Origin of the sequence: Mycoplasma iguanae (assembly GCF_024722375.1) — a bacterium.
GTDB classification, from domain to species: domain Bacteria; phylum Bacillota_I; class Bacilli_A; order Mycoplasmatales; family Metamycoplasmataceae; genus Mycoplasma_M; species Mycoplasma_M iguanae.
The window spans coordinates 251,101-264,111 of the sequence record NZ_CP102734.1 but is presented as its reverse complement, the minus strand read 5'-3'; the positions used below and the strand labels follow the sequence as shown (position 1 = coordinate 264,111).

Sequence of the window (13,011 nt, the reverse complement as noted above, 5' to 3'; positions counted from 1 at the left end):
TCGCTAGAAAATAATTAAAAAAAAGAAAAAAATGACTCTAAAAACATTTTTTATAGTCATAATTTAATACTATTTTATCTTAATTATTGTTTAGGGAAATTGCTTTTTCATTCTTCAATTTTTTTGTCTTTAACATCTTCTAATAAATCACTTAATTTTTCTTTATTTTTTGAAGATAATTTTGGAATGTAAAGCATGATTTTTACTTTTAAATCACCATATGAATTACTTCCTGGACGTTTAGCACCTCCGCCCTTAATTGGAATAACATCACCTGATGCATATGAATCTTTTAATTTTAAAAATTGTCATCCTTTTGGTGAAGGTACTTCAATTGTTGCTTCATTAATAATATCGCGAATTGAAACTGGTACAGTGATATGAATATCGTTTCTTTCTCTTGTGAAAAACTTATGACTTGAAACTCTGATTTCCACATATAAGTTTCCTGCAGGTCCACCATTAATTCCGGGTTGACCATAACCTTTTAATAAAATTTTTTCACCATCAATAATTCCTTCGGGAATGTTGATGGTAACTTCTTTACGAGATTGAATAATTTTTTGACCATGACATTTTGAACATTTAACTTTAATTTCTTGTCCACTTCCTTCACAAGTATAACAAGTTTGCTTATTAACCATTTGTCCAAAAGGAGTTCTTATGACTTTGTCAATTGATCCGCTTCCATGACAAACATGACAGCTTTGAATATCACTTGGTTTTTCTGCACCGGTTCCATGACATTTATCACAAGTTTCGTATTTGGTCAAATCTTGGATAATTGTTTTTCCAATAATTGATTCTTCAAAACTTATTCTAATTTGAGCTAAAATATCATCACCACGTTGTGGTTGATTTCTTCTTCTTGATCTTGATGAACCAAAACCAAATGATTCAAAAATTGAATCAAAATCAAATCCACCAAAATCGCTAAAGCCAGGTCCACCAGCAAATCCACCCTGTTCAAAAGCACTGTGACCATATTTATCATAAGCTGCTTTCTTTTCGGGATCAGAAAGAATTTCATTGGCTTCATTAATTTCTTTAAATTTAGCTTCTGCATCTGCTGATTTATTTTTATCGGGATGATATTGCATAGCAAGTTTACGATATGCTTTTTTAATATCACGCTCACTTGCATTTTTTGGAATACCTAAAATTTCATAATAATCTCGTTTTCTACTCATAGTGTTTAATATTTTAGCACAAATTATATTTGAGTGCTAAAATAATTTAATTATTTTCATTATCGGTATCGATTATTTTAGTTTTTAAAGTAAAATTTATCACGATGGAAATGATTAAAGTAAGGGCAACAAACAATGATGCAGGTAGAACTATCTACAAATTTTTAATAAAATTTTTGGATAATTTACCTGTTTCAAAAATTGAAAAGATTTTTCGAAAAAAAGATTTAAAAATTAATGGTTCAAGAGAAGTTGAAAAAAAATATATCCTAAATGAAAATGATGAAATTGTTATTTATGGAATTTCTAATGCTAGAAAGTCATCAAAAGAAGTAAAAAATATTAGTATTGATTTTGCAGTTATTTATGAAGATGAAAATATTTTAATAGTAAATAAAAAAGAAAATCAAGCTGTTCATAGTGAAAATAACTCGTTAGATGAACAAGTTTTAAAATATTTAAAATTTGAAAAAACAGATTCCTTTATTCCATCTTCGATTGGTAGATTAGATAAAACTACTTCAGGAATTATGGTTTATGCAAAAAATTATTCAACTTTAAGAGAGATGAAAAACCAGCAAGCAAATTTCGAAAAAATTTATACCTTTAAAAATTCTATGCCCGAAAAAGAAATCACAGTTGAATATTATTTTTTAAAAGATGAAGCTAATCAAAAGGTAATGGTTCACCCAAAATTTGGAAAAAAAGGAAAAACAAGATTTTTCTTTGAAAACAAGAAAAAATATGCCCAAATTTATACTGGAAGAAAACATCAAATTAGGGCATCACTTTCAAAATTAGGTTTCCCCATTGATGGTGATCGTAAATATGGAGGAAAAAGAGCGACCAGAGTTTATTTGCATGCCACCAGAATTAAGTTTGCCGGATTAAAAAAAGAACTAGATTATTTAAACGATCAAGAATTTATTTCTTTACCAAAATGATAGGAGTTAATATGGACAGAAAAAAAATGATTGAAGTTGCAAATCTATTGAAAATTGAACCACGTGATGAAGTTTTAAATGAACTAGAAAAAGAATTTGATGAAATTATGGCTGCTCTAGAAAAAATACGTCAAATTGATGTAACAAATATTGAACCATTAGCAAGAATTGAAGAAAGTCCACAATTTTATTTACGTGAAGATGAAATTGATCAATCAGAAAATTTAGTTCTAGAAAAGATCTTATCAAATGCTAAAGATTCCAATGATCAATTTATAAGAATTAAGAAGGTAATTTAAAATGTTTAAAAATAAAGGAAATTTTCAAAAAGCATTAGAAGAAGCTAAAAACAATAAAAATAATGCTATTTCATTTATTTATGAAAATAAAATTTCACAAAATACTGAAGGTTCTTTAGCAGATGTTATTTTTTCAATTAAAGATAATTATGCAACAGCTGATGCTTCCACTCAAGCTTCTTCTTTATCATTAAAAAACTTTCAACCTTCTTATAATGCAACATTTTTAGAAAAAGTTTACGCAGAAGGAGCGATACCAGTATTTAAAACTCATTGCGATGAACTAGCTTTAGGTGGTGAAGGTATTTTTTCATACTGAGGAATTATTAAAAATCCGCTGGATTTAACTCGTAAAGTTGGTGGTTCTTCATCTGGAGCGGCTGCAGCTTTTACTAAAAATTTAGGTTTTGCATTAGGTTCAGATACTGGCGATTCTGTACGTTTACCTGCTTCTTATGTGGGTGTTGTAGGATTCAAACCTTCTTATGGAGCAATTTCACGTTATGGTCTTTTTGCTTATGCTTCTTCTTTAGATCATGTCGCTTATTTTACACATAATGTTTCAGATGCTTTAGCATTATCTGAAGTTGCTTATGGAATTGATAAAAAAGACTTTACTACAGTAAATATTCCAATAAAAAATGCTCAAATGATTCAACCCCAAAAAGTAGCATTTTTTAACTTAAATGGTTTCCTTACTCCAGAAGTTTTTAGTCAATATCAAATTTTAAAAGATAAGTTAATTGCAGAAAATATTGATGTAACTATATTAGAACCAAATATCCAATTATTAGAAACTATTAAAACAGTTTATGAAATTATTTCTTATTCTGAAGCTTCTGCCAACTTAGCAAATATTAATGGAATTAGTTTTGCTAATCGCCAAAAAGGTGATTCATGAGATGAAATTATGACAAACACCAGAAGCAAAGGTTTTGGTTACATGGTCCAAAGAAGACTATTATTGGGATCATATTTTTTAAATAAAGAAAATCAACAAGATTTATTTTTAAGAGCTCAAAAAGTACGCCGTTTAATTAAAGAATATTATGAAAAAATTCATAAGCAATTTGATTTAATAATCTTCCCTTCTACACCAGATATTGCTCCTAAATTTGATAGTAAAGAACAATGAAATTTCATGGATTATATTTTAACTGGTGCAAATTTAGCAGGTAATCCTTCTATTTCCATTCCTTGAATAAAAAAAGATAATTTACCTGTAAATTTAACTTTAGAAAATGGTATTTATGAAGATGAAAAATTGTTTTCATTTGCTTTATGAATGGAAAAATTATTAGGAGGTGAAAATGAATAGTAAATATGATGTAGTTATTGGAATTGAAATTCATCTAGAATTAAACACTAAAACTAAAATGTTTTCACCTGCAAAAAACAGCTTTTTAGATGATCCAAACAGAAATGTTCATCCAATCGATATTGGTTATCCAGGAACATTGCCCCAATTAAACAAAGCTGCAGTAATTAGTGCTATTAAATTAGCTAAAGCTTTAAATATGAAAATTGACAATCAATTACACTTTGACAGAAAAAATTATTTTTATCCCGATCTTCCCAAAGGTTTTCAAATCACTCAATTTTTTCGTCCAATTGGCAAAGACGGAATAATGCCCATCTTTGTTGATGGTGTTTGAAAGGAAATAGCTGTAGAAAGAATTCACTTAGAAGAAGATACAGCTAAACAATTACATCAAGAAAAATGAACTTTATTAGACTACAATCGTGCAGGTATTCCTTTAATTGAAATTGTTACCAAACCAGTAATTAGTTCTTCACAAGAAGCGATAGCTTATGTAAATAATATTCGTAAAGCTGCACTTTACTTAGGAATTTCAGATGCCAAAATGGAAGAAGGTTCTTTAAGAGTTGATGTCAATATTTCACTTAAACCTGAAAATTCTTCCACATTAGGAAATAAAGTAGAAATTAAAAACATGAATTCAATTTCTAACATAAAAAAAGCGATCGATTTTGAAATTGCTTTACAAAGTTCAATGCTGGATAATAATGAAATAGTTAAACAACAAACAAAACGCTTTGATGAGATAACCTTAACTAATGTTTTAATGCGTGAAAAGACCGGAGAGGTTGATTATAAATATTTTCCCGAACCAAATATTCCTGTAATTCAATTAGAACAATCACTACTTGAAAATGTTTTAATTCCGACAATGCCTTGAGAAAGAGAAAAAGAATTTTTAGCAATAAAATTAAATCCAATTCATATCAATAGTTTAATTAATAACATTGATTATTTAGATTATTTTGAAGCTATTAATTTCCATAACAAAACAAAAGCTGCTAATTTATTTTTCTCAGATATCATTTCAATTGTCAATAATCAAGCTGTCCAATTGAAAGATTTAAACATTAAACCTTTTCATTTAAAAGAAATTCTAGAATTAATTGAATCACAAAAAATTAGTTCTAAACAAGCTAAACAAATTATTCAAATTTTACAAAAAGAAAATAAGTCTATTCAACAAATTATTATAGAAAACAAAATGAATCAATCAATCAGTGAAATTGATTTAATTGCAATCCTGGAAAAAATAATCCTGGAAAATGAAAATTTAATAAATTCATATCCCCAAAAACCTGACCGAGTAACTAATTTTCTTTTAGGTAATTTAATGAAAGAAACACAGGGAAATGCTAACCCACAAATGGCAAATAAAGTTGTTCAAGAAATATTACAAAAAAAGTTTCAATAAACTTATTGGAACTTTTTTTGTTTTTCAAGTTTTTGTATTGAAAAATGCAATTTTAAAGTTAAAAGTTGTAAAATACAACTTATAAGATAAATTAAAAAAATAAGGAGTATTTTTTTAAAATGCGAAATGAAATAAACAAAGTTTTATTCAGTATGAATAATTCAATGGAATTAGCTTCTAAAATTTCAAAGCAAATCGACTTACCTCTAACAAAAATTAAGTACGAAAGATTTGCTGATGGTGAAGTTTTAATTCAATCTGAAGATACAGTTAGAAATTGTGATGTTTATATTATTGCATCCACTTCAACCCCTGTCAACGAAAATATTATGGAATTATTGATTTTCATTGATTCTCTGAAAAGAGCTTCAGCTAAAAGCATAACAGTCATTCTATCCTATTATGGTTATGCTCGCCAGGACAGAAAAAGTAGAGGAAGACAACCAATTACTTCTAAATTAGTAGCCAACCTATTAGAAAGTGTTGGCATTGATAAAGTAATTGCAGTTGATTTACACAACCCCTCAATTCAAGGTTTCTTCGATATTCCTGTAGACGATTTAAGAGGACAATATGTTTTAGCACAAGCAGTTAAAAAATACTCACAAAAATTTACGATTGTTGCACCTGACCATGGAGGTGCTGTTCGTGCAAGAATTCTTTCGGAACTTTTATCAAATAATATTGAAATAGCTATTATTGATAAAAGACGCGAAAAACCAAATGAAAGTGAAGTTATGGGACTTTTGGGAAATGTTCAAAATCGTGATGTAGTAATTATTGACGACATCATCGATACTGGTGGAACTATTTTAAAAGCTGCGAAAACTTTAAAAGAAAATGGTGCTCAAAAAATAATCATAGCAGCAACACACGGAATTTTTTCTCGTGGATTTGAATTGTTTGAAAATGATCCTTATGTTGATCGTGTGATTGTTACAGACTCAATTGATCAAATTAAAAATAAAAACTTTTCAAAATTAGAAGTTGCTTCTTTATCTGGTTTTATTGCAAGAGTTATGATGGCTCATTGAAAGGGTCAATCAGTTTCTGATATTTATTTAGACATTAAAATGGACATTAATGCTTTAAATAAAACAAAAAATGAGTTATAAAATTAAAGTTAAAGAGCTAGTTAATAATCCGGCTATTTTTGATAAATTAAATATATATGTCCAACTTATAGAAGAAAAAAATCAAGTAATGAATTTAACTGGTTTTTCAGGTGATACACTTTGAGAACAAGGAATTTATGAATCTCTTATATTAATGCAAAATGCCATTAACCATACTAATTTAAAACAAGGCAAAATTTTAGATATTGGTGCAGGAGCTGGTTTTCCTTCATTACCATTTATTATTTGAACCAATAACAATTTTCAATTTACCATTTATGAACCAATAGCTAAAAGAGTAAATTTTCTAAATTTAGTAAAACAAGAACTAAATTTAGAAAATTTAGAAATTGTCCAAATTCGCTCAGAACAATCACCTAAAAAAGAACACTTTGATTTAGTAACAGCCCGTGCTGTTTCTAGACTTTCAAATTTAATTCAAGCAGCACATCATTTAGCTAAAATTGGTGGATATTTTTGTTTCATTAAAGGACCTAATGTTGAAAATGAAGTTAATGATGCATTGGAATACTTACAAGAATTTCATCTAAAAGATCAAATTAAAATTATGGAGATAAAGCAAGATAAACTTAACAAACAAAATTTTTTAGTTTTTATTGATAAAAACATTAAAACTCCTACAAATTATCCTAAAAAATGATCACAAATTATTAATAAACAAAATTTGCATAAGAAAATAAAAAATAATTTATAATTAAAGCATTATTTAAATAATCTAAAAAATAAATAATTAATTTTATTTATTTTTTTATTGTACTGCGCTTATATTTAGGAGAAAAATATGGAATTAAAAAGAGAAGTGGATTTAAAAACTTCATTATTAAAAATTACTGTTAATGTTGATTCAAAATTATGAGTTGAAGAACAAGAAAAAGTGAAAAATAACTTAATTAAAAATGTTGTTGTTCCAGGCTTTAGAAAAGGAAAAGTTCCACACGCAACAGCTGAAAAGAAGATTAATCAACACTCAGTAATTGAAAAATCATTAAATAATTTACTACCAAAAGTTGCTCAAGAAGCAGCCAGAGAAATCAAACCTGATGACATCATTTTAGGAGAAGCATCATTTGCTGTTGATTCTTTAACAAAAACAGAATTAATAATTACTGTTTCATATCCTATTTACCCTGAATTTGAATTAAAAGGATACAAAGATTCTGGAATTAAATTAGAAGAAAAAACTGTTACAGAAGCTGAACTGGATGAACAAAAAAGAAAATTAGTAGAAAAAAATTCAGTAATGATTTCTACAGAAAATCCTATTAAAAAGGGTGACTTAATTCTTTTTAGTTTTAAAGGATTTATTGAAGGAAAAGAATTTGAAGGTGGATCAGCAGATGAATTTGAATTAAAAATCGGATCAGGTCACTTTATTCCAGGATTTGAAGAAAATTTAATTGGAAAAACAAAAGGTTTTAAAGGTTCAATAGATGTGGTTTTTCCAGAAGACTATCACATGGAAAAATATGCTGGAAAACCTGCGACCTTTGAAATTGAAATTTTTGATGTTAAAGAAATTGAAGTTCCAGAACTAACAGATGAATTTATTACTGAATTAGCTATTCCTAATGTTAAAACTATCGCTGAATTTTCAACTTATTTAAGAGATTTAACTGAAAGAGAAGTTAAAGAAGCAGCCAGAGTTAAATTCCAAGAAAAATTATTTTCAAACATCATCAAACAAACAACTTTTCCTATTCCTGAAACAATTATTTTAAGCGAAATGAAAAGCATTAATCAAAAATTTGAAGATTCACTAAAAAGTCAAGGATTTACAAGAAAAGAATATTTGGAATTAACAAACTTTAATGAAGAACAAATTGGACAACAAATTCGTGATGAAGCTCTGAAAAATTTAAAAAAATCATTAATTTTTGCTGAAGTAGCTAAACTAGAAAAACTTGAGGTTAGCGATGCAGAATATGATGAAGAATATGAAAAATTAATGAAAGTTTATGGAATATCAACTATTGAAGAAATCAAAAAAGTATTACCAAGAACAAACTTACAAATGCCTATTTTAAACCGTAAAGTTATTGATCGTTTAATTGAGCTAAACAAATAAAATCTAACTAAAAAAATCTAAGTTTTATTATTTAGATTTTTTTAGTTTAATTTCACTAAACTAGCGGCAGCATTATCCAAAATTACCTCAACATCAGGATGTTCATGTAAAATGGATGCAGGAAAATTGATGTCAAACTGCTTTGTTGCATATAATTTTGCAAAAGCTTCTTTTTTTGCAGCTCCAAAAATGAGAATAATAATTTTTTTTGCTTTCATAATGGTATCAAGTCCCATTGAATAAGCAAATTTAGGAACTTCCTCAATTGAATTAAAAAATCTTGAGTTAGCTAAAATGGTTGATTCTTTTAATTTAATTTTTCTGGTTTTAGAATCTTTTACTGATCCCGGTTCATTGAAGGCAATATGTCCATTAACTCCAATACCTAAAATTTGTAAATCAATGCCGCCATTTTTTTCAATTTCTCCATCATAGTCATGCATTGCATCAGGAAAATGAATATTTTCTTTTTTTAATGTTGGTAGAAATTGAAACAAATTTTCTTCCATGAAAGCATGATAACTTTGTGAGTTTTTGATATCAATATCTGAATATTCATCTAAATTAAATGTTTTAACTTGTGAATAATCTAGTTTATTTTCTTTACTTAATTTCACTAATTCCTTGTAAACATTAATTGGTGTTTCACCTGTTGCTAAACCTAATTTAAGATCAGGTTTATTGACAATGGCTTGATAAATCTTAAAAGCAACAAAAACACTTGCTTCTTCTTTACTTGTGAAGGTACTAATTTTCATTTAATTTACATCCTTTATTCTTAAAAACTATTTTGCCATCTTTATATAAAAGTTTTACTTCAAACTGTTCATTAATTAAAACAAAATTTGCTAGTGTATCTTCTTTTAATATTCCCAATGATTGTTCTGCTTTTAAATTTTTTGCTGCATTATATGAAGACATCTTTACCATATCAGGTCAAGAAGCTTGTGTAGCTCTGTAAAAATTTTTTAAAATTTTATTATAAGGCATTCCACTACCTGCTAAAGTTTTATGATCTGATAAATAAAATAAATCATCCACTTTAATTATTTCTAAACTACCTAAATTATAGTTTCCATTTTTTAAACCTTTTTGCGGTAAGGAATCTGAAATAATTGTTAAATTGTTAGCACCAAGAGATTTATATAAAAATTTTAAAACTTGATCTCTAACATGAAAAGTGTCACCAATAATTTCGATTGCAAAATCCTTTTCAATTTTTTCACTTTCAAAAATTGTATTTACAATTGATTCATCTCTATGATCAAAGGTTGAACATGCATTAAATAAATGTACAACTCTTTTAATATGTTTATTAAAAAAATTGTTTTTTGATAAACCATAAGCATTGGAATGACCTACAGAAAATAATAGATCTGCTGAATATTTTTCAATAAATTGAAAATTCTTTTTTTCTTCGGGAGCAACTGCAATAATAACTTTTTCTTTTGAAAAATTTTCTTTTAAAAAAGTTAATTTTTCATCGTCTAAGCCAATCAATAAATCAGAATTATGAGCTCCTTTTTTGATTGGAGAAATAAAAGGCCCCTCTAAATAAAAACTTAAAAAATAAGCTAAATATTCTTTATCAATTTTTTGATAATTTTTAATTATTTTTTCAATGTTTTTTCAAGTATCAGTTACTATCGTTGGTACAACATGTGATACCCCTTCACTTACTAAATTTTTTTGATAATTTTTTAATTTATCAGCAATATTTTCATAAGCCAAATCATTAAATGAAAAATTATAACCACCATGAGTATGAGAATCAATAAAAGAAGGCATTATGATTTGCCCCTGGCAATCAAAACCTTCTTTTTCTGTGGTTCCATCTACAATTTTTATGATTTTACCTTCATTATTAATTTCTAAAAAACCAAGGAATTGTTCATCTTTTGTTGTAATCATGGCATTTTTATAAATCATTAGATTTTTCCTTTTTTATCATATTGAATACATTCAAAATTATAAATTATTAATTACTTAAAAAATCAAAATTTTCCCTAATTTGTTTTTTAAATTAAATTTTAGAATTTTAACAATATGAAAAATTATGTTCATAACAAAAAATGGTTAATTAAATAACTCAATACCTATATATAATATTTTTTCTAAAGTAGTATAATAATTTAATAATTATCTACAAAACAAGAAAAAATTAGTTATTGATATGAAAAAATCGAAAAAAATTACTTTTTTAAGTTACTCGTTCTCTTTATTAAGCCTTTCAGGGTTAATTCTTTCTTCATGTACTTCTTACACATTAGTTGATAAAAATAGAGAAAAAAATGATAAAAAATCAGCTAATACTGAAAACGAAAATAAAAATGCAACAAATGATTCAAATGAAGAAAAAATACCACCTTCAGTGGAAAGCAATCCAGAACAACCTAATGATCCTACTCCAGATGAGAAATCAAACCCTGAACAAGAAATCAAAGAACCTAAAACAGAACAATCAAGTGCAGAAAGTCATAATACTACTCCAACAGAACCTGAAACTTCTGCACCTAAAATTGATGAAAAACAAGAAGAAAAAAAATCTGATCCTGAGTCTGAAAATAAACCAGCAACTCCACCTAATAACACTGATCTATGAGATTTATCAAAATATTATTTTGAGGATTATGGATTTGATGCAGGTCGTAGATTTCCTAACGCATATCCAAGTATACCAGTAGAAAACACACCCAAAATCGAAGAAGAAAAACCAGCAGAACCTGAAATAGTTTCAAAACCAAGCAGTGATTATGAATTTGATAGAAATCAGTTACGTGATTTTGTAAAAAATAATTCATCAGGCTACACAGCTAAAGCTGTGGCTGATGCTTTAAAAGAAAAAAAAGAACAAGCTGATGATGTTGAATTTTTAAATAAATTAATTAAAGCAAAAACTGGTAATAATAAAAACTTTAATTGATCTGATATTTCAAATTTCAATTTTATAATTGACAATGAACAAGGAAAATTAGTAATTTCCTTCCTGTTTGTGGGTGAAAATCATGAAAAAGTTGAAATTACTTTAACAACAGCAGATGGATTAAAAACTGTCGCAGATTTATATGATCATATTAAAAAACTATCGATGAATTTAGATGTTATTTATGCTTCAGTGGCCTTAGGTACAACTTCAGAAAATCCTGATTATACAGATTCAGCAATAAATAATGCTAATGGGGTTTTATTACCTTCACAATTAAATGATGGATCTCAATATATAAACGTTTCAGGTGGTAGTGGAACAGCTTGAATTTTAGATAGAATAGTTCAAGAAAATGATGAAGATAGTGACACATTAACTTATTTAGTTGGAACAAATGTTCATGTCGGTTCTTATGCGAATGCTTTTATTGGAACATATCAAATAAGTGATCCAAAAAATCCTGATCAGCCCAAAGAAGTAAATATTGCTCTAGATCCTTTAGCGATTAGTTATCAATGAAGAAGAAATTATAAGAATCCAAGAAAATACCATAACGGTTTTGTAGGAACTTTTTCCAATCCCAATGATGTTGCTTTAGTAACTAATTTACAGTTTGGTACAAGTGTTTTAAGAAGAAATACCAGTTTTATAAATCAAATCAATGATTTAAGAAGAGGGAGAAATCAATCTTTAAAAACTTGATTTAAATCAAATGATTTATTAGAGCAACAAAAAGCTCAATTTTTAGATTCAATTTTTTATCAACCACAACACCAAACCGAAGTTACAGTTGGGGGTAATACTTTTACTTATAATTCTTTAGGTTCAGATTTTATAGTTCTAAAAATGACATTAAATAAAAAAGATTTACGTCAAAAATGAAATGAATTATGAACTGCATTTACTAATAAAACAGAAAAAGATTTATTTTTAAAAATTAGTAATAATAAAGTTTTAGATATGAATCAAGAATTTTATTCAGGTGGTTATCCTGGATATTCAACTTCAAATAATTCATCAATGGATCAATATATTTACAGACAAGAAAAATATAATGCAATGCGTCATGGCGTGGGAAATTTCTGAAAGGCTACAACTCTATCCCCTTTCACAGGAAAATTAAAATCTTTATTAACACCTAATTTAAATTTTGAAGAAGGATTAGATCCTGAAAGTTATTATCCAAATACAGAATTAATAACAGGTCAATTACCTAGAAGAGTTAATGAAAATGATTTATTACTATATATAGATAAATATACAAATCAAGCAGATTTTGAAAAAATTTGAAAAAATCGGGTTAATGTTAATGAAGAAATTGATGGTAACCAAATGCCAGAAAATCAATTTGAAAATACCATTGCAGCACAATTAAATGCTCGTGATAAAGGTGAAAATAAAATTTTAATCAAAAAAGTTTATTCAACAGCTAAAAGACATTTAGTTGAAGCAGATGAATTTGTCAAAGGTGGTTCATCTGGTTCAATGGTCATTGATGCTAAAATGAGAATTGTAGGAATTTTATCAGCAGTAGTTCCCGGTTACATAACACAAGGTTATAAAAATGGTATCTTTTATGATTTTAATAATACATATTCAAAAATTAAAGGTAATATGCACTATGGTGCCGAAATTACCAAAAAAATTAAAGATCAAAGTATAAAAACAGTTTTACTGAATAATGAAGATGAACAAAAACAAGATTAAAAAATATCG

At 27.2% G+C, this 13,011-nt stretch carries 11 protein-coding genes; 8 read left to right on the top strand and 3 right to left on the bottom strand.

Going from position 1 to position 13,011, the window contains the following annotated elements:
- Positions 1-83: 83 nt before the first annotated feature.
- The gene (gene dnaJ, locus NV226_RS01270) at positions 84-1,190 is read right to left on the bottom strand and encodes a molecular chaperone DnaJ (protein WP_258211093.1); all 1,107 of its coding nucleotides are present in this window, start codon (positions 1,188-1,190) and stop codon (positions 84-86) included.
- 104 nt (positions 1,191-1,294) lie between these two features.
- On the opposite strand from dnaJ, the gene NV226_RS01265 reads away from it, so the two are divergent.
- The 7 genes from NV226_RS01265 to tig all read left to right on the top strand — a co-directional run bounded on the left by NV226_RS01265 (position 1,295) and on the right by tig (position 8,369).
- Positions 1,295-2,137: an RluA family pseudouridine synthase gene (locus tag NV226_RS01265; RefSeq protein ID WP_308738124.1), complete on the top strand. Its 843-nt coding sequence runs from the start codon at positions 1,295-1,297 to the stop codon at positions 2,135-2,137.
- Positions 2,138-2,145: 8 nt separating this feature from the next.
- Positions 2,146-2,433: an Asp-tRNA(Asn)/Glu-tRNA(Gln) amidotransferase subunit GatC gene (gene gatC / locus NV226_RS01260; protein WP_258211092.1), complete on the top strand. Its 288-nt coding sequence runs from the start codon at positions 2,146-2,148 to the stop codon at positions 2,431-2,433.
- A gap of 1 nt (position 2,434) precedes the next feature.
- A complete protein-coding gene (locus tag NV226_RS01255) occupies positions 2,435-3,751 on the top strand; it encodes an amidase family protein (RefSeq protein WP_258211091.1) in 1,317 nt (438 codons plus the stop codon).
- Entirely contained in the window at positions 3,744-5,168 is a 1,425-nt protein-coding gene (gene gatB / locus NV226_RS01250; RefSeq protein WP_258211090.1) for an Asp-tRNA(Asn)/Glu-tRNA(Gln) amidotransferase subunit GatB, read from the top strand. Before NV226_RS01255 ends, gatB begins: the two co-directional genes overlap by 8 nt.
- A 119-nt stretch (positions 5,169-5,287) precedes the next feature.
- On the top strand, positions 5,288-6,283 hold the full coding sequence (locus tag NV226_RS01245) for a ribose-phosphate pyrophosphokinase (RefSeq protein WP_258211089.1): 996 nt from the start codon (positions 5,288-5,290) through the stop codon (positions 6,281-6,283).
- Positions 6,273-6,998, top strand: a complete 726-nt coding sequence (gene rsmG / locus NV226_RS01240; RefSeq protein ID WP_258211088.1) for a 16S rRNA (guanine(527)-N(7))-methyltransferase RsmG — start codon at positions 6,273-6,275, stop codon at positions 6,996-6,998. Before NV226_RS01245 ends, rsmG begins: the two co-directional genes overlap by 11 nt.
- An 87-nt stretch (positions 6,999-7,085) precedes the next feature.
- Positions 7,086-8,369, top strand: a complete 1,284-nt coding sequence (tig, locus tag NV226_RS01235; protein ID WP_258211087.1) for a trigger factor — start codon at positions 7,086-7,088, stop codon at positions 8,367-8,369.
- 41 nt (positions 8,370-8,410) lie between these two features.
- Here the strand turns inward: tig and NV226_RS01230 are convergent, their stop codons facing one another.
- A complete protein-coding gene (locus tag NV226_RS01230) occupies positions 8,411-9,127 on the bottom strand; it encodes a glucosamine-6-phosphate deaminase (RefSeq protein WP_258211086.1) in 717 nt (238 codons plus the stop codon).
- The gene (locus NV226_RS01225; protein WP_258211085.1) at positions 9,117-10,298 is read right to left on the bottom strand and encodes an amidohydrolase family protein; all 1,182 of its coding nucleotides are present in this window, start codon (positions 10,296-10,298) and stop codon (positions 9,117-9,119) included. Before NV226_RS01225 ends, NV226_RS01230 begins: the two co-directional genes overlap by 11 nt.
- 244 nt (positions 10,299-10,542) lie before the next feature.
- Here NV226_RS01225 and NV226_RS01220 point away from each other — a divergent pair, with 244 nt between their 5' ends.
- Positions 10,543-13,002 carry a DUF31 family putative serine protease gene (locus tag NV226_RS01220; RefSeq protein WP_258211084.1) on the top strand — a complete coding sequence of 820 codons (2,460 nt, stop codon included), beginning with the start codon at positions 10,543-10,545 and terminating at the stop codon, positions 13,000-13,002.
- Positions 13,003-13,011: the final 9 nt, after the last annotated feature.